25 protein-coding genes and 1 pseudogene are annotated in these 21,886 nt (G+C 74.1%); 10 read left to right on the top strand and 16 right to left on the bottom strand.

What is annotated here, in order from left to right; all coding sequences use genetic code 11:
• Positions 1-518: pseudogene (locus J4709_RS42500) on the top strand (hypothetical protein); the annotation flags it as partial.
• Positions 519-593: 75 nt separating this feature from the next.
• On the opposite strand, the gene J4709_RS55175 reads toward J4709_RS42500, so the two are convergent.
• The 4 genes from J4709_RS55175 to J4709_RS42480 form a co-directional block, all read right to left on the bottom strand.
• Positions 594-1,241 carry a septal ring lytic transglycosylase RlpA family protein gene (locus J4709_RS55175; protein ID WP_208250691.1) on the bottom strand — a complete coding sequence of 216 codons (648 nt, stop codon included), beginning with the start codon at positions 1,239-1,241 and terminating at the stop codon, positions 594-596.
• A 140-nt stretch (positions 1,242-1,381) separates the two neighbouring features.
• The gene (locus J4709_RS42490; RefSeq protein WP_208250689.1) at positions 1,382-1,627 is read right to left on the bottom strand and encodes a hypothetical protein; all 246 of its coding nucleotides are present in this window, start codon (positions 1,625-1,627) and stop codon (positions 1,382-1,384) included.
• A 97-nt stretch (positions 1,628-1,724) separates the two neighbouring features.
• On the bottom strand, positions 1,725-2,741 hold the full coding sequence (locus tag J4709_RS42485) for a hypothetical protein (RefSeq protein WP_208250687.1): 1,017 nt from the start codon (positions 2,739-2,741) through the stop codon (positions 1,725-1,727).
• 247 nt (positions 2,742-2,988) lie between these two features.
• The gene (locus tag J4709_RS42480) at positions 2,989-4,092 is read right to left on the bottom strand and encodes a ferritin-like domain-containing protein (protein ID WP_208250684.1); all 1,104 of its coding nucleotides are present in this window, start codon (positions 4,090-4,092) and stop codon (positions 2,989-2,991) included.
• A gap of 199 nt (positions 4,093-4,291) precedes the next feature.
• On the opposite strand from J4709_RS42480, the gene J4709_RS55945 reads away from it, so the two are divergent.
• On the top strand, positions 4,292-5,545 hold the full coding sequence (locus tag J4709_RS55945; RefSeq protein WP_208250683.1) for a sensor histidine kinase: 1,254 nt from the start codon (positions 4,292-4,294) through the stop codon (positions 5,543-5,545).
• On the top strand, positions 5,542-6,147 hold the full coding sequence (locus J4709_RS42470) for a response regulator transcription factor (protein ID WP_208250682.1): 606 nt from the start codon (positions 5,542-5,544) through the stop codon (positions 6,145-6,147). The genes J4709_RS55945 and J4709_RS42470 overlap by 4 nt, the downstream gene beginning before the upstream one ends.
• A 33-nt stretch (positions 6,148-6,180) precedes the next feature.
• Here the strand turns inward: J4709_RS42470 and J4709_RS42465 are convergent, their stop codons facing one another.
• Together J4709_RS42465 and J4709_RS42460 are read right to left on the bottom strand one after the other, a co-directional pair.
• Positions 6,181-6,789: an LURP-one-related family protein gene (locus J4709_RS42465; protein WP_307802031.1), complete on the bottom strand. Its 609-nt coding sequence runs from the start codon at positions 6,787-6,789 to the stop codon at positions 6,181-6,183.
• A 130-nt stretch (positions 6,790-6,919) separates the two neighbouring features.
• Positions 6,920-7,543 carry a TetR/AcrR family transcriptional regulator gene (locus tag J4709_RS42460; RefSeq protein WP_307802030.1) on the bottom strand — a complete coding sequence of 208 codons (624 nt, stop codon included), beginning with the start codon at positions 7,541-7,543 and terminating at the stop codon, positions 6,920-6,922.
• A 140-nt stretch (positions 7,544-7,683) separates the two neighbouring features.
• Here J4709_RS42460 and J4709_RS42455 point away from each other — a divergent pair, with 140 nt between their 5' ends.
• The 3 genes from J4709_RS42455 to J4709_RS42445 are packed head-to-tail and all read left to right on the top strand — an operon-like array spanning position 7,684 to position 10,058.
• Positions 7,684-9,018, top strand: a complete 1,335-nt coding sequence (locus J4709_RS42455; protein WP_208250680.1) for a GH1 family beta-glucosidase — start codon at positions 7,684-7,686, stop codon at positions 9,016-9,018.
• Between the two features lie 50 nt (positions 9,019-9,068).
• On the top strand, positions 9,069-9,356 hold the full coding sequence (locus J4709_RS42450) for a chorismate mutase (RefSeq protein ID WP_208250679.1): 288 nt from the start codon (positions 9,069-9,071) through the stop codon (positions 9,354-9,356).
• A 3-nt stretch (positions 9,357-9,359) separates the two neighbouring features.
• A complete protein-coding gene (locus tag J4709_RS42445; RefSeq protein WP_208250677.1) occupies positions 9,360-10,058 on the top strand; it encodes a hypothetical protein in 699 nt (232 codons plus the stop codon).
• A 12-nt stretch (positions 10,059-10,070) separates the two neighbouring features.
• On the opposite strand, the gene J4709_RS42440 is transcribed toward J4709_RS42445, so the two are convergent.
• The 4 genes from J4709_RS42440 to J4709_RS42425 form a co-directional block, all read right to left on the bottom strand.
• Positions 10,071-10,703 (bottom strand): hemerythrin domain-containing protein, encoded by a 633-nt coding sequence (locus J4709_RS42440; RefSeq protein WP_208250675.1) that lies wholly within the window; start codon positions 10,701-10,703, stop codon positions 10,071-10,073.
• A 79-nt stretch (positions 10,704-10,782) separates the two neighbouring features.
• A complete protein-coding gene (locus J4709_RS42435; protein ID WP_208250674.1) occupies positions 10,783-11,982 on the bottom strand; it encodes an FAD-dependent monooxygenase in 1,200 nt (399 codons plus the stop codon).
• A 35-nt stretch (positions 11,983-12,017) separates the two neighbouring features.
• A complete protein-coding gene (locus J4709_RS42430; RefSeq protein WP_208250673.1) occupies positions 12,018-14,993 on the bottom strand; it encodes an ATP-binding protein in 2,976 nt (991 codons plus the stop codon).
• Positions 14,994-15,000: 7 nt separating this feature from the next.
• Complete coding sequence (locus tag J4709_RS42425) at positions 15,001-15,387, bottom strand: YybH family protein (protein ID WP_208250672.1); 387 nt, start codon at positions 15,385-15,387, stop codon at positions 15,001-15,003.
• A gap of 57 nt (positions 15,388-15,444) precedes the next feature.
• Here J4709_RS42425 and J4709_RS42420 point away from each other — a divergent pair, with 57 nt between their 5' ends.
• Positions 15,445-15,807, top strand: a complete 363-nt coding sequence (locus J4709_RS42420) for a winged helix-turn-helix transcriptional regulator (protein ID WP_208250671.1) — start codon at positions 15,445-15,447, stop codon at positions 15,805-15,807.
• On the opposite strand, the gene J4709_RS42415 is transcribed toward J4709_RS42420, so the two are convergent.
• Positions 15,804-16,265, bottom strand: a complete 462-nt coding sequence (locus tag J4709_RS42415; protein WP_307802029.1) for a MarR family winged helix-turn-helix transcriptional regulator — start codon at positions 16,263-16,265, stop codon at positions 15,804-15,806. The two genes, J4709_RS42420 and J4709_RS42415, sit on opposite strands and share 4 nt — an antisense overlap.
• Before the next feature lie 88 nt (positions 16,266-16,353).
• On the opposite strand from J4709_RS42415, the gene J4709_RS42410 reads away from it, so the two are divergent.
• Together J4709_RS42410 and J4709_RS42405 are read left to right on the top strand one after the other, a co-directional pair.
• Entirely contained in the window at positions 16,354-16,533 is a 180-nt protein-coding gene (locus J4709_RS42410) for a hypothetical protein (protein ID WP_190856127.1), read from the top strand.
• A gap of 11 nt (positions 16,534-16,544) precedes the next feature.
• The gene (locus J4709_RS42405; RefSeq protein ID WP_208250670.1) at positions 16,545-16,742 is read left to right on the top strand and encodes a hypothetical protein; all 198 of its coding nucleotides are present in this window, start codon (positions 16,545-16,547) and stop codon (positions 16,740-16,742) included.
• A gap of 13 nt (positions 16,743-16,755) precedes the next feature.
• Here the strand turns inward: J4709_RS42405 and J4709_RS42400 are convergent, their stop codons facing one another.
• Positions 16,756-17,328, bottom strand: a complete 573-nt coding sequence (locus J4709_RS42400) for a cysteine hydrolase family protein (RefSeq protein WP_208250668.1) — start codon at positions 17,326-17,328, stop codon at positions 16,756-16,758.
• 139 nt (positions 17,329-17,467) lie between these two features.
• Between J4709_RS42400 and J4709_RS42395 the strand changes: the two genes are divergently transcribed.
• Positions 17,468-18,226: a class I SAM-dependent methyltransferase gene (locus tag J4709_RS42395; protein ID WP_208250666.1), complete on the top strand. Its 759-nt coding sequence runs from the start codon at positions 17,468-17,470 to the stop codon at positions 18,224-18,226.
• 38 nt (positions 18,227-18,264) lie between these two features.
• Here the strand turns inward: J4709_RS42395 and J4709_RS42390 are convergent, their stop codons facing one another.
• The 4 genes from J4709_RS42390 to J4709_RS42375 form a co-directional block, all read right to left on the bottom strand.
• Positions 18,265-19,011, bottom strand: a complete 747-nt coding sequence (locus J4709_RS42390; protein ID WP_208250664.1) for a GNAT family N-acetyltransferase — start codon at positions 19,009-19,011, stop codon at positions 18,265-18,267.
• Positions 19,012-19,199: 188 nt separating this feature from the next.
• A complete protein-coding gene (locus tag J4709_RS42385) occupies positions 19,200-20,009 on the bottom strand; it encodes a hypothetical protein (RefSeq protein ID WP_208250663.1) in 810 nt (269 codons plus the stop codon).
• Positions 20,010-20,170: 161 nt separating this feature from the next.
• Positions 20,171-20,713 carry a DinB family protein gene (locus tag J4709_RS42380; protein ID WP_208250662.1) on the bottom strand — a complete coding sequence of 181 codons (543 nt, stop codon included), beginning with the start codon at positions 20,711-20,713 and terminating at the stop codon, positions 20,171-20,173.
• Between the two features lie 64 nt (positions 20,714-20,777).
• Positions 20,778-21,857 carry a sulfite oxidase gene (locus J4709_RS42375; RefSeq protein WP_208250661.1) on the bottom strand — a complete coding sequence of 360 codons (1,080 nt, stop codon included), beginning with the start codon at positions 21,855-21,857 and terminating at the stop codon, positions 20,778-20,780.
• Between the last annotated feature and the right edge of the window lie 29 nt (positions 21,858-21,886).

Here is a 21,886-nt window from a genome sequence, read left to right as displayed (position 1 = left end):
CCGCCGTCGCGCCCGTCGTCGCCCCGGCGCGGGCGGCGCGGGCGGTGGAGCGCCGCGCGGGACGCGACCGGGCGTGGAGCGGGCCGGCGCAGGAGCTCGCCGACCGCCTCGACCTCGGTGCGCTCGCCGGCGACATCGCCGCGCGGGACGTGCCGCTGCTGCTGGTCGGCGGCGGCCGCGACCGGGTCGTCCCGGCGGGCGAGGTCACCGCGTTCCGCGACGTCCTGCAGCGGCGCGGCGCGGGCGCGGTGGAGACCGCGACGTTCCGGATGGGGCATGCGCTGGCCGCCGAGCCCGGCACCGAGCCGCGGCCGCCGATCACCGACGCGGTGCGGGTCGACGGCCTGCTCACCGACTGGTTCCGGGAGCGGCTCGCGGACGTCCGCGCCGACCCGGAGCAGGACGCCGTGTCCACCGACGCCGTGCAGCCCGACGCTGTGCCCGCAGACGCCGCGCCCGTCGACACGACGGCCGTCGACACCGCGCCCTACCCGGCCCCCGCGCGCGCCGCCCGCTGACCGGGCGCATGCGAAAGCCCGCCTCGCGGCCGGTGTCGAGCCGCCCGCGAGGCGGGTGGTGCCGTGCGGTGTGACTCAGCCCTTGGAGAGGACCTCGTAGCGGACCGGGATGACGCCCGAGCCGGTGCCGCCGACCTTCTTCATGGCCGCGGTGGACAGGTCCAGGCAGCGGCCGCCCGCGTACGGGCCCCGGTCGTTGATGCGGACGACGACCGACTTGCCGTTGTTCTTGTTGGTCACGCGGACCTTGGAGCCCATCGGCAGCGTCTTGTGCGCCGCGGTGAGGGCGCCGGGGTTGAACGGCTCGCCGCTCGCGGTCATCTGCCCCTCGCCGTAGAAGGACGCCTCGCAGCTGCCCGACTGGAGCACCCGGGTCTTCTTCTTCGGCTTGGCCTTGTGCTCGGCGGCTGCCGCCGGGCGGGCCTTCTTGGTGGGCGCGGCCTTCTTCTTGTGCTTCGGGTCCGGGTCGCGCGGCCCGCCGCGGCTGGCCCGGGACGGCTCCGGCCGCGGCGGGTCGGCGACCGGGGTGGTCGCCTGCGGGGCGGTCTGCGCGGCCTGGGCCGAGTCGGCCGGGGCCTTTCCGCCGCCGGCGATGGCGAACGCGCCGACCGCGAGAACGGCCGCGGCGACGCCGGAGAAGATCAGAAGGGTGCGCTTTCGCGGCCGCGGAAGACGGGCCTGAAGGCGCGCGTGAAGACGGGGTCGTTCGTCAGGGTTGCCCACGAAGGATCCTTCGGTAGGGAACAGGACCCCGGACGCCCAGGCGTTTCTCAGCGCCGTTCTCGCAGCGCGCCGGGGCGACCTCCTCGTCCCCCCTGGTCCGCGCCGCCAATGGGCTTCAGTGCCCGTCTCCGCGCTCTCGCTCAGCGCGGCCGCGTCATCGCGGCTTCGGCGTCCGGCAGGTGCGGCTGCGATGCATCTTCACTTTTGATCTCGAAAGCGCCGCACAAGTCCTTGACCGTACGTTGCGCCCGGAGTGAATCAAGCGCAGGCCCGGCCTTTGTGGGGTTTGTCACCTCTCTTTTTGCCCTGTGAAGCTGATCCACTTCGCTGGGTGAGCGCATTTCAAGATCCAATTTACTCGCCATGGAAGGTGTGATCTCGGACATATAACAAGCGTTCGTTTGGCAATAAAACGGGGCGTTCCGGGATGCACCTGGCATCTCCGAAACGCCCCGTTAAGAGGGTGAATCGCCGGACCGGCGGTCAGCGCACCGCCGGCAGCTTCGGCAGGTAGACCGGCGGCCCGGACAGCCCGTCCGCCAGCCCGTCCGCCGGCCCGTCGGCCGGCAGGCCGCCGCCGACCAGGCCGCCGTCCCCCGCGCGCCCGGTGTCGGACGGCCGCTCGCGCGTCTTCAGCACGTTGACGACGCTGCCGACCTGCGAGTGCATCTGGTTCACCGTGTCGTTCGCCTCACCGACGAGGTTCTGCGGCGCCGGCCGGGACCGCCGCGCCCCGGCGCCGTCCGGGAACACCATCGAGATCGGCGCGGCGGACCGCAGCGAGGAGGCGTCGCCCGGCAGCCCGAGGGCCACCGCGTCGCCGAGCGGGCCGCCGCCCGGCGCGCCGGACCGGGCGTTCGGCAGCGCCACCGCGCCGCCGCCCATCTTCCCGACTTTGCTCCCGACCACCCGCTTCGGCACGGAGGTGACGCGCCCGACGACCCGTCCCGGCACCTTGGCGGCCTCCCCGACCGGCGCCGGCAGCCCGGACGCGATACCGGGCCCGGAGGCGCTGCGGTCGGCCGCGCCCAGGCAGCCGCCGCTGCGCGGCGCGGAGATCGGCGCGCCGTCCCGGCCGGGCGTCAGCGACATCGTCTGGCTCGGCAGCAGCCGCGTGACGCGGGTGCCGTCGACGGTCTTCATCGGGTCGAGCCGGCAGGCGCGTGCGGCGGCCGCGGCGGGGCCGGACGCGGTGCGTGACCCGGTGCGGGACACGGGCAGCCGCGGGGCCAGGCCGGCGCCGCGGCCGGGCCGCGACGCGGCGGCGAGCGCGCCGTCGGCGGTGCCGGTCGCGGCCTCCGCGGTGCGGCTCGCGGCGTCCGAGACCGGGGCGGGCACCGCCACCGGCGGCATCGCCGGGCCGACCTGGCCGACCGTCCCGTAGACGAGGTCGGCGGCCGGGCCCTGGACGGCGTTCGCCGGCGCCGCGGCCAGGGTCAGCGCGGCGGCCAGCGGCGCCGCGGCCGACAGGCCGAGCAGTTTCCTGGCGGATCGGTTCATGTCTTTTCCCCCGAAATTCTCGGATCGACTCTGCGCGGTGTGCGTGCGCCCATGGCGTTCGTTTTCCGGCGCACCGTCGAGCGGGCACGTTAGTACAGCCCGGATGCCGCGCATGCCGAATACACAAATCGATCAGGGGAGGGCGGTAAAGATCTACGGAAATGCGACGCGGGGACGCCCTTGGGCATCCCCGCGTTCCCTTCCGCCGTCACCACGGCGGCGGCGCCGTCCGGCGCCGCGCGTCAGGTCATTCGGCGCCGAGGGCGATGGCGTCGTCGACCTCGGTCTTGCGCGCGGCCAGCTCGGCGGCGTACTTCTCCTCGTCGACCTTCTCGGCGATCTCCTCGTCCTGCCGCATCAGCGCCTCGAGGTCGGCCTTGGCATTGTCGAGGACGCCCATGTCGGCGTAGGCGGCCTTCACCTTGTCGCCCCAGAGGCCGACGTCCCGGACGCACGGGACGATCCGGCTGAAGAGCAGCGACTGATAGAGCGTGTACATATCCGAGTTGTCGACGTATTCCACGCATTTGTCGACCGGCATGTTCATCTGCTCGAACACCTCGCGGCCCTTGAACCGGTCGCGCATCAGGTAGCAGCCCTCGACCACGAACTCCTCGCGCTCGGCCCGCTCCTTGTCGGTCAGCTGCGCGTAGTAGTCCTTGAGCGCCAGCCGGCCGAACGCGACGTGCCGCGCCTCGTCCTGCATGACGTACGCGAGCAGCTGCTTGACCAGCGGATTCGTCGACATGTCGCGGTACAGCCCGAACGCGGCGAGGGCGAGGCCCTCGATGAGCACCTGCATGCCGAGGTAGGGCAGGTCCCAGCGGCTGTCCTCCAGCGACTCGGCGAGCAGCTTCGCCAGGTCCTGGTTGATCGGGTAGTACATCCCGATCTTCTCGTGCACGAACTTGGCGTACAGCTCGACGTGCCGCGCCTCGTCCATCGTCTGCGTCGCCGCGTAGAACTTGGAGTCGAGGTCGGGCACGGACTGGACGATGCGCGCCGACACGTTCAGCGCTCCCTGCTCGCCGTGCAGGAACTGGCTGAACAGCCAGGACCCCTGGTGCCGGCCGAACTCGTCACGCTCCTTCTGGGACATCTTGTCCCAGATGTCGGAGCCGATGAGGGGGTTGAAGTTCTCCGGCAGGCCGGCGACGTTGACCGGATCGACCTCCAGGTCCCAGTCGATGCGCTTCGTCGCGTCCCACTGCTTGTCCTTGCCCTTCTGGTACAGGCTCAGCAGCCGGTCGCGGCCCTCGTCGTACTCCCAGGTGAACCGGGCGTCGCCGGACATCGGGACGTTCCACGTCTCCGTGGGCACGGGCGTGGAGTAGAGGTCATAGGAACTCACGGGGGATCCTCCTCGGGGGGTTGCGCCGCAGCGTCGCGACGCGGGTGTGCTCCGCCCACCGCTTTACATACCTTCGTAACATGTAAAGCGCGGGTAGGCCAGACCCCATGCACGGGCAAGACGACCATGACAAAAGTCATCCCGGACCCACGACAACGCTCACTAACCCCCCGGCCTGCGCGTTCGTACCGTTGACGGCGTGGACGCCATCCCCCTCGCCGCCGTGGAGATCCACGACGCCGCCGGCCGCCCACCGGCATACGATTCAAGCGCCATGACCACGAGGTTCCCCGACGGCGGGGACTGCGCCGACGCCGACGCCGAAGCCGGGAAGGCCCGGCGGCGGCGCGCGTTCTGGTCCTCCACCGGACTGATCTACCTCCTTCCCGTCACCCTCGACATCGCCGGCTACTCCCCCGCCCGCATGGCACTGGCCATCGCGGGGCTGATCGCCTTCATCGCGCTCTTCATCGCGACGCCGTTCAGCCTGCGGAGCTGGCTCGAACCCGTCAGGACCCGCACGTACGTCCTGCTCGCCGCGTTCGCGGTGTTCGCCGCCGCGCTGCCGTTCGCGTTCGGCCCGGCATGGCTGGGCACCCCGATCTACCTGTCGATGGTCTTCGCCATGACGCTGCCGATGAACCGGGTGCTGTGGGGCGTCGGCGGGACCGTGGCGCTCGTCGTGGTGCAGTGCCCGCTGCTCGGCGTGCCGGGCGCGCTGTGGCCCATCGCGCTCACCACGCTGTCGCTCGGGCTGTTCATGGTCGCGTTCCGGCACGCGCGCACGCTCGTCCAGCAGCTGCGCGACGCGCGCGGCGAGGTCGCCCGGCTCGCCGCCGCCGACGAGCGGCTGCGCATCGCCCGCGACCTGCACGACCTGCTCGGGCACAGCCTGTCGCTGATCGTGCTGAAGGCGGAGCTGGCGCGGCGGCTCGGCGAGCGGGACGCCGACCGCGCGATGGCGGAGGTCACCGACATCGAGTCGGTGGCGCGCCGGTCCCTCGCCGACGTCCGCGCCGCGATCTCCGGCTACCGGCGGCGCGACCTCACCGAGGAGCTGGACGGCGCCCGCGCGGTGCTGTCGGCCGCCGAGGTCGAGGTCGCCGTGCGGACGTCCGGGGCGCCGCTGCCCGACCAGGTCGACGGGCTGTTCGGCTGGGCCGTCCGGGAGGGCGTCACCAACATCGTGCGGCACGCCCGCGCCCGCCGCGTCACGATCACCATCGCCCGGGAGCGCGGCGAGGCCACCCTGGAGATCGTCGACGACGGGCGCGGCGAGGCCCCCGAGGGGCACCTCCCGGGGCACGGCCTGGAGGGCCTGGCGGAGCGCGTCGCGGACGCGGCAGGGACGGTGGCGGCCGGCCCGCGCGAGAGCGGCGGCTTCCGGCTCGCGGTGCGCGTCCCGCTGGCCCCGGCCGGAGCGGAGCGGACGGCGGTAGAGTCCGCCACGTGATCCGCGTGATGCTCGCCGAGGACCAGCGGATGGTCCGCGGCGCACTGGCGGCGCTGCTGAGCCTGGAGGACGACCTGGAGGTCGTCGGGGAGGCGTCCGGGAGCGCGGAGGCCGTCGCGGTCGCCGCCCGCACCCGCCCCGACGTCGTGCTGCTCGACATCGAGATGCCCGACCGCGACGGCCTCGCCGCCGCGCCGGAGATCCGCGCCGCCGCCCCCGGCTGCCGGATCATGATCCTGACGACGTTCGGCCGGCCCGGCTACCTGCGCCGCGCGATGGAGGCGGGCGCGTCGGCGTTCCTGGTGAAGGACGGCCCGGCGCAGGAGCTGGCCGCCGCGATCCGCCGCGTCGTCGCCGGCGAGCGGGTTATCGACCCGGCGCTCGCCGCCGCCGCGCTCAGCGCGGGCCCGAACCCGCTGTCGCCGCGCGAGTGCGACGTGCTGGCGGCGGGCGCGGACGGCTCCACGATCGCCGACATCGCGGGCCGCCTGCACCTGTCGGAGGGGACCGTCCGCAACTACCTGTCGGCGGCGATCAACAAGGTCGGCGCCCGGAACCGGATCGAGGCCGTCCATACGGCCCGCGCCCAGGGCTGGCTCTGACCGCCGCCCCGCCGTTGCGACCGCCGGGTGCGGTCAGCGGGACTGGAGGGCGTCCAGCGCGACGGCCTGCGCCACGACCAGGCGGCGGTCCAGCCGCGGGTCCTTGATGTCGACGATGTACCGGTCGCGGAACCCGAACTTCTTCTCCACCGAGAAGACGAGCTGGTCGCCCGCGTAGAAGTCGAAGTGGTACGGCCACGCGAACGGCAGGTTCTCCGCGTACGGGATGAAGTCCCACACGCGGCGCAGCACCGCGACGAACTTGTTGCGCTCGCTGCCCGTCGTCACGCCGAGGCCGGGCTGCTCCAGATGCCACGTCGAGGCGATCAGCGACTTCTTGAAGTCCTTGCGGAACACCCCGATCGGCTGCCCGTTCGCGTCGGTGATGTCGTAGGCCGACGCCAGGTCGATGCGCTTGCGCGCCTTGAAGCCGAGGAGGGGGCGGGTCTTGGAGTCGTCGGAGTAGAGCGTCACCTGCTCCTTGAACGCCAGCCGCTTCTGCTGCGCGAACGCCAGCAGCTCCCCCTCGCCGCCGTCGGGGTTCTCGGCGTGCACCTCGTACTGGTTGACCATCAGGCGGATCCGCTGCCGGATCAGCAGCCGGTTCTGCGCCTGGAGCCGCTCTGCGTCCAGCGAACTCACCCTCGTCCCGTCGCGTTTTCGCGCGAGTCTGCCACAAATGGCGAGCTCGGGGTGATGTCCGGGCGAATGGCCGGAGGCGGCCGGGGGAGCGGCCGGCGGCGGGCGCGCCCGCGGGCCGCCGCGGCGCCGGTCAGGCCTGCTGGATGTGGTCCGCGAGGTACCCGTGGATCAGCCGCTCCGCCTCCGCGACGATCAGCGGGTCGCCGGACGGGTCGCGCCGGAAGGCCATCTTCAGCACCGCGTCGCCCGCCTCCACCGCGATGGCCAGCGCGGTCGCGAGGCCGGGGGTGTCCTGCACCGCGAACGTCTCGACGATCATCTCGCGGAGCCGGTCGGCGACGACCGCGTTGTTGTCGGCGTCGGAGTCCAGCAGGTTCACGTCCGCGACGTCGCCGAAGCGCAGCACCCGGAAGCCCGGCACGGTGCGGTGCATCTCGACGAAGATCTCGATGATCACGCCGACGGTGTCGGACCAGTCGGCGAACGCGCCGCTCGCGAGCCGGGTCGAGATCCGCTGCCCGAACACCTCCAGGTTGCGCAGCGCCAGCGCCTGCGCGACCGCCCGCTTGTCCGGGAAGAACTGGTAGACCGAGCCGATGGCGACCTCGGCGCGCTGCGCGATCCGCGTGGTGGTCAGGCCGTCGTAGCCGTCCTCGTCGAGGATGTCCGCGCACGCGTCGAGCATCCGCTGGACGCGTTCGGCGCTGCGGCGCTGGGCGGGACGTCGGCGGAGCGGGGTGCGGATCTCGGTCACGCCACCATTGTCACCCGAACCCGCCATGCTCGGTCATGGCGCGGCCCCGCTTCCCCACCCCGCGGTCACGGAACCCTTCCGCGCCGACCACCCCGCGCCGTAAAGTCCGAACAGCATTCGCGTTCGTGGGGAAGGAACGGATGGGGCTTCCGGAGGGCTTCCGCTGGGGCGTCGCGACCGCCGCCTACCAGGTCGAAGGCGCCGTGCACGAGGACGGCCGCGGGCCGTCCACCTGGGACGTCTTCGCGCACACGCCCGGCCGGGTGCGGGACGGCCACACCGGCGACGTCGCCTGTGACCACTATCACCGGTGGCCGGAGGACGTCGCGCTCATGAAAGACCTCGGCGTCGGGTCCTACCGGTTCTCGATCGCGTGGCCGCGCGTTCAGCCGGCCGGCAGCGGCACCGCCAACCCCCGGGGCCTGGACTTCTACGACCGGCTCGTCGACGCGCTGCTCGCCGCCGGCATCGACCCGGCCGTCACCCTCTACCACTGGGACCTGCCGCAGCCGCTCGAGGACGCCGGCGGCTGGATGAACCGCGACACCGCCTACCGGTTCGCCGAGTTCGCCTACCGCGCCGCCGAACGCCTCGCCGACCGCGTCGGCACGTGGATCACGCTGAACGAGCCGGTCGTCGTCACCGCCTACGGGTACGCGTTCGGCGTCTACGCGCCCGGCGAGACGCTGATGCTGGACGCGCTGCCGACCGCCCACCACCAGCTCCTCGGCCACGGCCTCGCCGTCACCGCGCTGCGCAGCCGCGGCGCCCGCCGCGTCGGCCTCGCCAACCACTACTCGCCCGCCTGGCCCGCCGACCCGTCGTCGGACGCCGACCGGGGCGCCGCGCTCGCCTTCGACGCCTTCATGAACCGGATGTTCACCGACCCGGTGCTGACCGGCGCCTACCCCGACATCTCGATGCTCGGCGGCCCGGACCTCGCGCCGCACATCCACGACCTGGACATGTCGGTCATCGCGTCGCCGATCGACTTCCTCGGCGTGAACTACTACCAGCCGACCCGCCTCAAGGCCCCGCCCGCGGACGGCCCGCTCCCCTTCGACATGGTCGACGTCACCGGGTACCCGGTGACCGGCATGGGCTGGCCGATCGCCCCCGACGCCTTCCTGTCCCTGCTGCGCACGCTGCGCGAGCGGTACGGCACCCGGCTGCCGCCGCTGTACGTCACCGAGAACGGCTGCTCGTTCCCCGACGAGGTCGCCGACGACGGCACGGTCGACGACACGGCCCGCATCGAGTTCCTCGACGCGCACATCGCCGCGATGCGGACCGCCGTCGACGAAGGCGTCGACATCCGCGGGTATTACGCCTGGTCCCTTCTGGACAACTTCGAATGGGCCGAGGGATACCACCCGCGGTTCGGGCTCGTCCACGTCGACTACGAGACGCAGAAGCGGACGCCGAAGAAGTCGTTCGGCTGGTACCGGGACCTCATCGCCGCGTCCGCGAAGTGACGCATGCCCGCGTAGTGACGCATGCCGGACGGTCCTGCCAGGATCCCGGTATGGATTCGCTCTCCGACGTCCGCGCCAGGATCGACGCCATCGACGGCGACCTCGTCCGGCTCCTCGCCGAACGGCAGGCGCTCGTCCAGGCCGCCGCCGCGTTCAAGGCCGACGCGGACGCCGTCCGCGCGCCCGGCCGCGTCGAGCAGGTCGTCGCGCTGGCCCGCGAGCGCGCCGCGTCCGCCGGCCTGTCCCCCGAGGTCGCCGAGGCGGTGTGGCGGGCCATGATCGGCGCGTTCATCGACCTCGAACTGGACGAGCACGCCCGCCGCACCGCCGCCACCTGACCGATGTACTCCGCGGCGGTCGAGGCGCTGTACGCGGCGTTCGCCGACGTCCCGCGCCCCGCCCGCGTGCACGGCTGCCCGTGCTGCGTCGCCGTCGACGAGGACCGGCCGCTCCTCGCCCGACCGCCGCGCGACCTCGCCGCCGGCGACCTCGCGCGGTACGCGGCGAAGGCCCTCAACACGTGGGGCGACGAGGACGACTTCCGCTACTTCGCCCCTCGCCTGCTGGAACTGGCCGCCGACGACGCGTTCGCCTACCCCGACCCCGAGATCGTCTTCGGCAAGCTCGCGCGGGCCGGCTGGGAGCGGTGGCCGCAGCGCGACGCGGTCGCCGCGTTCCTCGGCGCGTTCTGGACGCGCTCGCTCGCCGCCCACCCCGGCCCGCTCCGGATCCGGACGGCGCTGTGCGCGCTCGGCTGCGCCGCCGGCGACGTATCGTCGCAGCTCACCGAATGGTCGCGGCTGCCGTCCGGCGCCGCGATCCGGCACCTGCACGACTTCGCCACCGAGGACCTGACCTGGAAGCGCGGACGCCTCGCCCCGCGCATCGCCTGCCAGGGCCGTCCCTACGAGCAGGTCGCGGCGTGGCTCTTCGAAGGCGCCGCCGCGCGCGCCGTCGGCGACGCCTTCGCAAGGACGGACGACGAGGAGACGCTCGCCGTCCTCACCCGGATCGACTCCGCGCTCCGCGGTCTGCCTTAGGCGCGGTCTCCTCTAGGCGCCGGCGGCCCAGAGGTCCAGGGACTTGTACGCCGGGAACCACTCGTTCGTGTACGCGGCGCGGAGCGGGTCGGGGAGCGGCGCCAGCATCGCCGCCACCGCGGACTCGGACGCGCCGTCCAGCATCCACGGGATGACGCGCGGCCCGTCCGGCCCGACGTACTTGCCGCTGGCCTGGCCGAACTCCAGCCACTGCGCCTCGGTCAGCGACGCCTCGATCAGTGGGAGCGCCTCGTCCTCCTCGTGCTTGAGGTGCCCGCCGAGCGCGGTCGCGAGGGTGTCCGCGAGCTCGCCGAGCCGCGCGGGCCCGGACTCGGTGTCGGCGAGCGCCGCGTCGATCGCCTCGATCGCGGGGTCCACCGCGGCGTGCTCGGCCTCCATCGCGTCCAGCAGCGCGAGGCCGTCCGGGCGGCCCGCGACGGCCTCGCGCATCATCGGCCACAGCGCCTCGTCCTCCGCGGTGTGGTGCGCGTGCAGCGCCTTCTTGAACAGCTCCCAGCCGACGGCGGTGGCGAGGACGCGCCGGGGGTCGTCGCCGGGACGCGCCGTGACCTCGGTGATGTGCCGCAGGTCCCGGCGCAGCGCGTCGTGGAAGGTGTACATCGACGTCATGTCCAGCTTGCTCATCGCGGTCTCCTCAGGGCGATCGGGTCGTACATCGCACTGACGGACCGCGGGGCACCGATGTGACCGCCTCCGGCAGGGTTCAGCACGTCGGGCGCGCAGCGGCGCCCGCGTAGTCGGGGAGCGCGATGCCCTCGGCGGTCTTGCGCGCGATCTTCGCGGCCATGTTCTTGCCCGGCAGGTACGGGATGAGCTTGTAGTACCGGTTCAGCAGCGCGACCGCGAAGCGGCTGCTGGGCATCATCAGCTTCGCGACGCCGTCGCCCATCTTCTGGCAGCCCGCCGCGTACTCGCCCAGGACGTCCTGGTAGCGCGCGTAGGCGACGCGGTGGTCGCCGCGCGCGGCGGCCAGTTCGCCCGCGAGGACGTAGGCGCCCACCATGGCGAGGCCGGTGCCCATGCCGGACAGGGACGACGGGCAGTACGCGGCGTCGCCGAGCAGCGCGACCCGGCCGCGCGACCAGGTGTCCATGCGGACCTGCCCGACGGAGTCGAAGTAGAAGTCGGGGGCGTTGCGCATTTCGGCGAGCAGCCGGTCGCACTCCCAGCCGGTCCCGGCGAACCGCTCGGTGAGGATCCGCTGCTGCCCCGCCACGTCGCGGCGGTGGATGTCCGCCTCCGGCGAGCTGAAGTAGAACGCGGCCCGCGCCTCGGTGTTGTGGCGGGCGCTGTAGACCGACGCGAGCTGCCCGCCGGTCCGGTAGACGTGCCCGGTGTACTGGAGGCCGAGGTGGTTCGGGACGCTGAAGACCGCGCAGTGCACGCCGAGGTCGCGTACGAACCGCTCCTCCGGCCCGAACGCGAGCCGGCGGACGTTGGAGTGCAGCCCGTCCGCGCCGATGACCAGGTCGAACCGGCGCGGCGCGGACCGCTCGAATGCGACGGTCACGCCGTCCTCGTCCTCGTCGAGGGAGGCGATGGAGTCGCCGAAGACGTACTCGGTGGTGCCGCGGGTGGCGCGGTAGAGGATGCGGGCGAGGTCGCCGCGGAGGATCTCGACGTCCCCGGCGAACAGATCGGCGGGCATGGACGCCTGGACCTTGCCCTCCTTGTTCACGTACGCCATCGCGCCCGTGCCGGTCCGGGCCTGCTCGACCTCGCCGAGGATGCCCATGCGGCGCAGGACGGTCAGGTGCGCGTCGCCGCGGAAGTCGACGGCGTAGCCGCCGTCGCGGAAGCCGGGCGTGTTCTCGACGATCGTGGTGGTGAAGCCGTAGCGGGCGAGCCAGTGGGCGAGCGCGGGGCCGGCGACGGAGGCGCCGGAGATCAGGATGTTCTTCATGCCGGCGAGACTGCCGAGGCGCGCTCACCGCAGGCTCACCGCCGGCTCACCGCCTCGATGACCTGCTCGTCGAGGCCCGCGAGGCGCAGCGCGTCCGCCCTGCTCAGCGCGGTCGCGGGGGCGCCGCGCAGCGCCTGCGCGGCGGCGGACAGCCGGGCCGCCCGGTCCGCGTCGCCCTGTGCGGCCTCCAGGCCGGCGAGGACGTCGACGGCGCGGGCGGCCTCCATGAACGCGCCCTTGGACGCCGCCGCCCCGGCCGCCTCCCGGTAGCGGGACCGGGCCGTGCCGCCGTCGCCGCGCGCGGCGGCGACGCGGCCGAGCCCGACCAGCGCGGACGCGCGGCCGCCGACGCTCTTGATCCAGTGCGGGTCGAACCGGGCGAGCGCGTCGGTGTAGAGGCGTTCGGCGGTGCCGGGGTCGCCGTCGAGGAGCGCGATGTCGCCGAGGCCGCGCAGCGCCCCCGCGAGGTAGGTGGGGCTGCCCGCGCGGCGCGCGACCGCCGCGGCGCGCTCGTAGTCGGCGCGGGCCGAGTCCCGGTCGTCCTCGACGCGGTGGTCGCCGCGGTTGACGAGCAGGTCGGCGGTCTCGTCGAGGGCTCCGAGCCGCTCGGTGAGGGCGAGCGCCTCGTCGGTGAGCGCGACCGCCGCGGCGCGGTCGCCGCGGTGGGCGGCGAGGCCGGCGAGCGCGTCGAGCGCGAGGGCGGTGCCCCACCGGTCGCCGAGCGCGCGGAACCCGCCGGCCGCCGCGCCGAACTCCGCGGCGGCCCCCTCCATGTCGCCCGCGGCGAGCGGCTCGAACCCGGCGATGAAGCGGGCGGCGGCGCGCGCCCACGGGTCCGGGCCGTCGCGCTGCGCCAGGACCAGCGCGAACGCCGACTGCGCGTCCGGTTCGTCCGCGCGGCGCATCATCCACAGGAACGGGACGGCCGGATGGCGGCCCGCCTTCCCGTCCGCCCACGCCGCTTCGAGCGCCGCCTCCGCCGCGGCTCGATGCCGCTGCCACACCTCGCGTCCGGCCGCGTCCGCGCCCGCGTGCAGCACGCACGCCGCGTACTCCTCCTCCAGGCCGGGCGGCGGGACGGGGCCCGCGACGTCCAGCAGCGCCGCGGCCTGCGCGGCGACCGCCACCCCGCGGATCCACAGGTAGCTCGACATCGCCGCCGCGAGCCGCAGCCCGGCCGGCACGTCCCGCGCCTCGGCGGCCCCGCCCAGCGCGGCCAGCAGGTTGCCGTGCTCCGCGGCGAGGACCCCCAGCCAGTCGAGCTGGGCGCCCGTCCGCAGCTGCGGATCGGCGGTCTGAGCCAGCTCCAGGAAGTAGGCCGCGTGCGCGTCGCGCGCATCGGCGCCGGACTCGGCCGCGCGTTCGGCGCCGTAGGCGCGGATCGTCTCCAGCATCCGGTACCGGCCGCCCGCCAGCTCCAGCAGCGACTTGTCGACCAGCGACTCCAGCGCGTCGCCGCCGTCCCCGCACACCCGGCGCGCCGCGTCCGGCGCCGCGCCGCCCGCGAACGCGGTGAACCGCTCCGCGACGCGCCGCTCGTCCTCGTCCAGCAGGTCCCAGCTCCACGCGACGACCGCGCGCAGCGTGCGGTGCCGCTCGTCGGCGGTGCGGCTGCCGCGCGACGGGACGCCGAGCCGGTCGTCCAGCCGGCCCGCGAGGTCGGCGACGTCCATGGTGCGCAGCCGCGCCGCGGCCAGCTCGATCGCCAGCGGCAGGTCGTCCAGCGCCGCGCAGATCCGGCGCACGACGGCCGGGTCCGCCGCGAACCCGCGCCGGACCGCGGACGCCCGCGCGGTGAACAGCCGCACCGCCGCGTCGCCGTCCAGCGGCCGGACCGGCCACAGGTTCTCGCCGGTGATGCCGAGGGGCTCGCGGCTCGTCGCGAGGACGCGCAGCCCCGGGCACGCGGCGAGCAGCCGCCCGGCGAGCGCCGCGACCGCGTCCACGACCTGCTCGCAGTTGTCCAGGACGAGCAGCAGCGGGCGGTCGGCGAGCGCCGCGGCCAGCCGGTCCTCCGGGCCCTTCCCGGCGTCCGGCGCCTGGAGCCCGGACTCGCGCAGGCCGAGGGCGCCGAGCAGCGCGCGGGGCAGCGACGCGCCGTCCCGCAGCGGCGCGAGCTCGGCGAAGCACGCCTCGCCGTCCGCCCGGCCCGCGACCTCGACGGCCAGCCGCGTCTTCCCGACGCCGCCGGGCCCGGTCAGCGTGACGAGCCGCGCCGACGCGAGCAGGTCCGCGACGCCGTCCACGTCGCCGCCGCGGCCGACCAGGTCCGTCAGCGGCGCGGGCGGCCGCACCGGCGCCGGGGCGGGGTCGCCGCGCAGCAGGTCGCGGTGCAGAGCGGCGAGGTCCGCGGACGGGTCCGCGCCCAGCTCGCCGGCGAGCCGCCGCCGCGTCTCCTCGAACACCAGCAGCGCCTCGGCCTGCCCGCCGCCGTCGCGCAGCGCCCGCATCAGCAGCCCCGCGAGCCGCTCGCGCAGCGGGTGCCGGCCGAGCAGGTCGCGCAGCTCGGGCACCACGTCGCGGTGCCGGCCGCGGAGCAGGTCGGCCTCGATCCGGTCCTCGGTGGCGGCGGTCCGCCGCTCCTCCAGCCGCAGCGCGTCCGTCTCGGCCCACGGCACGTCGGCGAGCGCCGGGCCCCGCCACAGGCTCAGGGCCTCGCCGAGCAGCTCGGCCGCGCGGTCCGCGGCGCCGTCGCGCAGCGCCGCCCGGCCCTCGTCGGCGAGCCGCTCGAACCGGCCCGCGTCCACGTCATCGGGGCCGACCGCGATCCGGTACCCGCCGCCGTCCCGCTCGATCGCCGCGTCCGGCCCGAGCGCCGCGCGCAGCCGCGACACCTGCGAGTGCAGCGCGTGGCCGGCCGTCCCGCCCGCGGCGAGCCGGTCCGCCGGCACCGCCGCACCCGGCCGGACGAGCAGCAGCGCCAGCAGCGCCCGCCGGGCCGGACCGCCGAGCGGCACGTCCTCGCCGCCGTCCCGCCACGCCCGGGTCTCGCCCAGGATCCCGAACCGCATGCCCGAATCATCCCAGCACGGCGCACCCGAACGGGTTGTCGACCACGTACCGCCAGCACCCGTCCGCGCCGCGCCGCGCCACGTCCGTCGCGGTGCCCTCGATGTGCACGGGCGCGCCGTCGCGGCCGGTGCCGTCGATCACCCAGTCGACGATCAGCAGCGCGACGTCGCCCGCCGCGTGGACGTGCCGCGGGGCGACCTTGATCGGCACGCCGAGAGCGACGAACCGCTCGTTCGCCGCGCGGGCCTCCGCGCCGCGCAGGGCTGCGCCGGGCTCGGGCACGAACACCGCGCCGTCCTCGTACAGCTCCGCCACCGCCGCGGTGTCGCCGCTGTTGAACCGCTCCTCGAACACGTGGGGGACGTCCTCGGGACGCATCGCCGGCCGCCGCATGGTGGTCCTTCCGGTAGACAAGATCGTCGAGACGCGGCAACGCTAGGAGGCCCGTTCATGGCTCACCAAACGGTCAGTCGCCCGGGACTGCCCGACGATCCGCGCGCGGACGCCGCCGCGCCGAGCCCGTCCTGCCCGGTGGAGATCGCTCTCGACGCGCTGCGCGGGCGGTGGACGACGCTGGTGGTCCGCGAGCTGCTGCGCGGCGACCGCTCGTTCACCGAGCTGCGGACGGCGCTGCCCGCACTGTCGGACAAAGTGCTCGCCGACCGGCTCGCCCATCTCGTCGGCGCCGGCGTCCTCGTCCGGCACCGGGAGCCGGGCGTGCCGCCGCGCACCCGCTACAGCCTCACCGAGCGGGGGCGGCGCCTCGGCCCGGTGCTGCAGGCCCTGTGGGACTGGGGCGCCGCGACGCCTTAGGCCGCTCCCGCGGCGGTGGCGACGGCGATGACGCGGGTGAGGGTGCCGTGCAGGTCCTTCAGCTCGTCCAGGCCCATGCCGAGCCGGTCCATGATCGTGGCCGGGATCTTCTCCGCCTGCTCGCGCAGGGCGCGGCCCGCTTCGGTGACGGTGACGGCGAGCAGCCGCTCGTCCCTGCCGTCGCGCCGGCGGCGGATCAGGTCGGCGGACTCCAGCCGCTTGAGCAGCGGCGACAGCGTGCCCGGGTCGAGCTGGAGCAGCCGGCTCAGCTCCTTGACCGACAGCTGCTCGTGCTCCCAGAGCGCCAGCATGACCAGGTACTGCGGATGCGTCAGCCCCATCGGCTCCAGGATCGGGCGGTAGAGCGCGAGCACGCTGCGCGACGCCACCACCAGCGCGAAGCAGACCTGGTTCTCCAGCGCCAGCGGGTCGGGGGCGTCGCCCAGATCACGTGCCACGGTTCCTCCACTCGCCGGGGGCTTCGGCTATAAAGGTTACTACCGCAACGTTTTGTACACCAACGGTTGGCGAGGCAACGGAGGACGCATGTTCCGCAGGGCCCCCCTGGAAGAGCGCATCGCCCGCCGCCAGGCCGAGCTCGGCCCCCGCCCCCGCGGCGGCGGCCAGTTCGACCACCCCACCGCCAAGTACCTGTTCGTCGGGCTGCTCGCCGTCACCGTGGCCGCCCACGTCATCGGCGGCGTCCTGTTCGCCGTCATGGGCTGAGAGGGGAACGCATGGCGCTCCGACGTCCGTCCTTCCTGCCGTCCCTGGACGAACTGGAGCAGCAGGCTCAGGACCGCTCCGCGCAGACCGCCCGGAAGGGCTCGCAGTTCGACCACCCGACCGCCAAGTACCTCTTCATGGTCATGCTCGTGGTGACCGTCGCCGCGCACGTCGTCGCCGGCATCGTCTTCCTGGTCATGGGTCACTGAGCGGCGTCATAGGTCACTGAGCGGGGAGGCCGGCGACCCATTCCGCGCTCGTCATGATTTCGGCCTCGCGCGGGAAGAACCGCTCCACCAGGAACCGGTGCATCTCCTCGTCGGCGTCGTCGCACCCGTCCGACAGGACGATCTGCGCGTACTGCCGCTCCGTCGCGTCCCGGAGGGTGCTGATCACGACGCCGCTCGTCGCCAGGCCGGTCAGTACGAGCGTCCCAGCGCCGCGCGCCTTCAGCAGCGCATCCAGATCCGTGCCGGCGAACGCGCTGAAGAAGCGCTTGTCGAGGACGGGCTCGCCGGGCAGCGGCGCGACCGCCGGATGGATCCCGCTCTCCGGATGCGACTCGGTGAGGACGTCGGTGCCGGTCAGCCCTCGGAACGGCTTGTTCAGCGGCCCGATCTCCGGGTGCCCGTCGCGGTGCACGACCCGGACGTGGATCACCGGGACGCCCGCCGCGCGGGCCGCCGCCACCGTCTCCGCCAGCCGCGCGAGGTACCGGTCCGCCCGGTCCCCGAGCTGCGCCGCCACGATGCGCTGGACGTCCATCACCAGGAGGGCCTGCATGTTCGCGTTCACGGCGATCATCCCACCGCGGGCCGCGGCGCCGCGTCCAACACCCGTCCGGCCGGTTCGACAACCCCGGGTTGTCGGCGCAGCGTGCGGTGGGGGCCGTGGCCGGGCGGAAACCGGTTGACCCGGCTGCGAGCATGGGCTCATGGACCGCACGTTCGATGACCTGGTGGACGAGGCCGCCTCCCTCTCCGTCGACGGCTGGGACTTCTCCTGGCTGGAGGGCCGGGCGACCGAGCAGCGCCCGTCGTGGGGCTACCAGCGGCTGATGAGCGAGCGGCTCGGACGGGCCACCGCCGCGCTCGACCTGCAGACCGGCGGCGGCGAGGTGCTCGCCGAGGCCGCGGCGTTCCCGCCGACGATGGTCGCGACGGAGTCGTGGCCGCCGAACGCCGCCAAGGCGACCCGGCTGCTGCACCCGCGCGGCGCCGCGGTCGTCGTCCACCCCGACGGCGAGCCGCTGCCGTTCGCCGACGGCGCGTTCGACCTGGTCACCAGCCGCCATCCGGCCGTCGTGCGGTGGGCGGAGACCGCTCGCGTCCTCGCGCCCGGCGGCACGTACCTCGCCCAGCACGTCGGCCCGGCCAGCGTCTTCGAGGTCACCGAGCACTTCCTCGGCCCGCAGCCCGAGGCGCGCGCCGAGCGCGACCCGGCCGCCGAGAGCGCGGACGCCCGCGCCGCCGGCCTCGACATCGCCGACCTGCGTACCGAGCGGCTCCGCGTCGAGTTCTTCGACATCGGCGCGGTCGTCTACTTCCTGCGCAAGGTGATCTGGATCGTTCCCGGCTTCACCGTCGACCGCTACCGCGAACGGCTCCGCGCCATGGACGAGCTGATCCGGCGCGACGGATCGTTCGTCGCGCACTCGTCCCGCTCCCTCTTCGAGGCCCGCAAGCCCGCCTGAGCGGGGCCCGGGACGAGCCCGGGCCCCGCCCCGCCTGCTTACCGCCGCGAGATGTGCAGGATCTCCGCCGCGCGCTCGTAGCCCGCGCGCCGGTAGATGCGCTCCGCGCCGTCGTCCTCGGGCATCAGGAACGGCGTGGTGATCCCGGCGTCCCGGCCCTCGCGGGTGAGCCACGCCGTCAGCGCCGCCGCGATCCCGCGCCGCCGGTGGGCCGCGCGTACGCCGACGCCGGCGAGCTCGCTGACGCCCTCGTGCGGCGGCCCGAACTGGCCCGCGCCGGCGGCCTCGCCGGTCGCCGCGTCCACGGCCAGCGCGACGATGCCGCCCCGCGCGGAGACCCGGCGCAGCCGCGCCACGTCGTGCGCCGTGGCGTCCGGCATGCCGTACGCCTCGCCCTGCACCCGCGCGACCTGCCACAGCAGCGCGTCGTCCACCGCCCGGACGATCTCGACCGGGCCGTCGACGGCGGGCATCGGCGGCGCGGAGGCGCAGGTCAGGATCGGCAGCCGGCGCTCCGCCGCGAACCCGCCGGCGAGCAGCGCCGCCTCGACGCCGGGCGCCGCGGCGGGCAGGTACTCCAGGCGCGGCGTCCGGCCCCGCTCCGTGAACGCGTCGGCCAGCTCGCGGACGTCGCGCGGAGCGGGCCGCGCGCCGTCGTCCGGGATGGCGTAGTTGAAGAACAGGCCGTCGCTGTGCTCGTCGAAACGGGCCAGGAACGGCGGGACGCGGACGGCGTCGCCGCCCGCGGCTGCACGCAGGTACGCGTGCACGTCGGATTCGAACATGGTGAGAAGACCCCTAGTGCCAGGGTGGACGGGAACGGCGTGTTCGGGCCGCTCCGGAACCGGCACCGGACCGCGGGACGCTCCGTCCCGCCCGGTGGTGCGCAGCGGCCCGTCAGCGGGTCGCAGGCACAGGCCTCACTCCTCGTGTCCGTGATCGATCGACGCCCGCAATCTACACCGGCCGGACGTCACTTCGTGCGGACGGCCATCTTCGGGTACATCTCCGAGTACTGCTTGCCGGCGAAGTACGAGGTGAGCTGCGCGCTGTTCTTTCCGGACGCCGACGGCAGGCCGCCGCGCAGGTCCGCGATCGGCGCGGCGAACCCGCAGCCGTTCGTCTTCGGCACGGCGAACGCGTCGTCGACCGCGTCGATCTTGATCCAGAACGTGCCGTCGGGCCCCGGCGCCGGCGTGATGCCCGGCAGGTCCAGGTCGAGGTCGATCGGCGCCGCGGCGGACCCGACGAAGCACCTGTCGCCGAGCAGCTGGTTGATCAGCTTGATCTTCAGGGCGATGCGCGTCTTGCGGTTGGCGATGTCCATGTCGATGGCGCCGCCGTACTGGGGCTTCACCTTCAGCGCGAACAGCGGGATCTTCTCGGTGCCGGGGATGCCGAGGGCGCCGCCCGCCACCGGCATCGCCTTGCTGCGCATCTTCACGAACCTGGTCAGCTCGGCCCCGGTCTTCGGGTCGACGCCGAACAGCATCGTCATCGTCATCGGGGCGGTGATCTGCTGGTCGATGTTGCCGATCTTCATCCGGCCGCCGCTGGTCACCAGGACGTTGCAGTACCAGTCCGCCGGGTCGGCGCCGACCGGCAGGACGTCGGGGCAGTCCGACAGGTCGAGCGCCGCGGGCGGCGCGTCGGCGGGGGCGCCCGCCTGGGCGCGCGGCTTCGGGGCGGCCTGCGCGGACGCGGCGGACGCGGCGCACAGGGCGGTGCCGGCGAGGCCCGCCGACAGGGACAGCGCTGCCAGCCGCTTGAGCATGGACGACACGGAGATCCTCTCGCTGGGGGTGGAACCGCGGCGGGGGGCAGGCCGAGAGACCGGACCGAAATCCGGCTACTCGTGAGTATGGGAGCGATCCAAGAACAAACGAGATCACGTGTCAATAGGGCGTTCGTTCCTGCCGCCCCCGCTCCCCGGCGCGCCTCGGCTCAGGTCACCGCAGGCCGATGCGGGTAGAGGTCGCGGAGCACACCCAGTTCGGCGCTGTGGTGGATGAACTCGTCGAGCACGTGCAGAGCCGTGTCGATCGCGGGATATTCGGCATAGCCGAAAAAGGCGGGACCGGACGGTTCCCACAGCCGTTCCTCGGGCATCGCGGCGAACGGCTCGCGCCAATGGACGCGGAAGGCCGTCTCAAGGAACGCGATCGCACCCGCGGCGGTGCCGGCGAATTCGACGTCGTCCAGCGTGATGTTGCGGCCGCGGAAAAGCCGGTCCCCGAAGTCGGTGAACGTGAGGCCGATATGGCCGATACGCCACGCGAGGTTCGCGATCGGGACCGGGTCGGGCGCAGGACCGCCGCCGCCCTCTCCGTCGATATGCCAGCGGCCTTCGGCGTCGGGGCGGATCGTCCAGCCGCCGGGCGTGGGCTCCCACAGGTACTCGGCGTCGGTGAGCCCGTCGAGACGCTCGCGGGTACGCCGCCATACGTCGTCGAACGCGCGGCCGATCGAATCCCGGACACTGTTCACGGAAATGTCCTCCTGAGCGCGGGCGAACGGATCTCCGACCTTATTGAAAGGCGGCCGGAATCGCTCAGGTGCAGGTCAGGCCAATACGCGCCCAGGACGTGTTCGCATAGCCCTTCGGATTCCACAGGTGGACGGGCGATTCGGGCTGGACGGCGCCCGCGGAGTCCCAGGCCCGGGCCATGATCACGACGTCGCCCCGGGGCAGGTCGAGGGTGGTGCGCCAGTGCCGCCACGTCCACGGGGAGTCGCCGTCGTCGAGGGCCGCCTGCGTCCAGGACCGGCCGCCGTCCGCGGAGACGTCGACCCGCGCGGCGGTGCGGTCGCCGCCCGCCAGCGCGTAGCCGGTGACCTCGGTGGGGCCGGACGGGACGCGGTCGCCGTCGTCCGGACGCAGGATGTCGCAGTTCACCGTGATCGGGCCGAGCGAGATCCCGCCGCCCGCCGCCGGGTCCGCGTCGGCGGGCAGCACCCGGTACGCGGTCGCCTGGAAGTAGTTGTCGGACGGCTCGGCGCGCGCGCTGACGCGGGTCAGCCATTTGACGCTGCGCGCGCCGATCCAGCCGGGGACGACCGCGCGCAGCGGCGCGCCGTGCACGCGCGGCAGGGGCCGCCCGTCCATCGCCCAGGCGAGCAGCACCTCGGGGCGGACGGCCTTGTCCACGCCGATGGAGCCGCCGTAGGGCTGCGGCGGATCGGCCAGCTGCGACACGTCGGGCGCGGTGAACGCGACGTGCGCGGCCTCGGGGCGCAGCTTCGCCTCGGCGAGGACGTCGGCGAGGCGCACCCCGGTCCAGCGGGCGGTGGACGTGGCGCCCGGCCCCCACGGGTCCTCGCCGGGGATGGCGCGGACCGCGGCGAGCCCGGCGCGGCGGTTCCCGGCGCACTGCAGCGTGGCCGCGACCTCGTGCTCGGCGAACCGGTCGCGCAGTTCCGCCAGCGACAGTTCGAGCGGGCGGTCGACGAGGCCGTCCACGGTCAGCCGCCAGGCGGCCGGGTCGAGGTCGGGGACGGGCCCGTGGTTGCGGCTGTAGAAGGCGTCGGGCGGCGTCGTCCGGCGGCCGGCCAGCGCGGCGCGGGGGGGTTCGGCGTTGAACGGGTCGCGCCCGTGCACGACCATGTCGTCCCGTTTCCCCCACAGGCTCATGACGTGCGGATACCCGGGAACGAGAGGGT

Origin of the sequence: Actinomadura violacea, from assembly GCF_017573465.1 — a bacterium.
Lineage (GTDB): Bacteria > Actinomycetota > Actinomycetes > Streptosporangiales > Streptosporangiaceae > Spirillospora > Spirillospora violacea.
The sequence above is the reverse complement of the archived record's forward strand: the minus strand, read 5'-3'. Positions and strand labels throughout refer to the sequence as shown.

Excerpts from the sequence above, each read along its gene's own strand:
- J4709_RS42405 (WP_208250670.1), top strand. The coding sequence starts at position 16,545 with ATGGCGCTCCGACGTCCGTCCTTCCTGCCGTCCCTGGACGAACTGGAG.
- J4709_RS42390 (WP_208250664.1), bottom strand. The coding sequence starts at position 19,011 with ATGTTCGAATCCGACGTGCACGCGTACCTGCGTGCAGCCGCGGGCGGC.
- J4709_RS42430 (WP_208250673.1), bottom strand. The coding sequence starts at position 14,993 with ATGCGGTTCGGGATCCTGGGCGAGACCCGGGCGTGGCGGGACGGCGGC.
- J4709_RS42420 (WP_208250671.1), top strand. The coding sequence starts at position 15,445 with ATGGCTCACCAAACGGTCAGTCGCCCGGGACTGCCCGACGATCCGCGC.
- J4709_RS42490 (WP_208250689.1), bottom strand. The coding sequence starts at position 1,627 with ATGTCCGAGATCACACCTTCCATGGCGAGTAAATTGGATCTTGAAATG.
- J4709_RS42395 (WP_208250666.1), top strand. The coding sequence starts at position 17,468 with ATGGACCGCACGTTCGATGACCTGGTGGACGAGGCCGCCTCCCTCTCC.
- J4709_RS42425 (WP_208250672.1), bottom strand. The coding sequence starts at position 15,387 with ATGCGGCGGCCGGCGATGCGTCCCGAGGACGTCCCCCACGTGTTCGAG.
- J4709_RS42375 (WP_208250661.1), bottom strand. The coding sequence starts at position 21,857 with ATGAGCCTGTGGGGGAAACGGGACGACATGGTCGTGCACGGGCGCGAC.
- J4709_RS42410 (WP_190856127.1), top strand. The coding sequence starts at position 16,354 with ATGTTCCGCAGGGCCCCCCTGGAAGAGCGCATCGCCCGCCGCCAGGCC.
- J4709_RS42445 (WP_208250677.1), top strand. The coding sequence starts at position 9,360 with ATGTACTCCGCGGCGGTCGAGGCGCTGTACGCGGCGTTCGCCGACGTC.
- J4709_RS42485 (WP_208250687.1), bottom strand. The coding sequence starts at position 2,741 with ATGAACCGATCCGCCAGGAAACTGCTCGGCCTGTCGGCCGCGGCGCCG.
- J4709_RS42450 (WP_208250679.1), top strand. The coding sequence starts at position 9,069 with ATGGATTCGCTCTCCGACGTCCGCGCCAGGATCGACGCCATCGACGGC.
- J4709_RS42435 (WP_208250674.1), bottom strand. The coding sequence starts at position 11,982 with ATGAAGAACATCCTGATCTCCGGCGCCTCCGTCGCCGGCCCCGCGCTC.
- J4709_RS42440 (WP_208250675.1), bottom strand. The coding sequence starts at position 10,703 with ATGAGCAAGCTGGACATGACGTCGATGTACACCTTCCACGACGCGCTG.
- J4709_RS42455 (WP_208250680.1), top strand. The coding sequence starts at position 7,684 with ATGGGGCTTCCGGAGGGCTTCCGCTGGGGCGTCGCGACCGCCGCCTAC.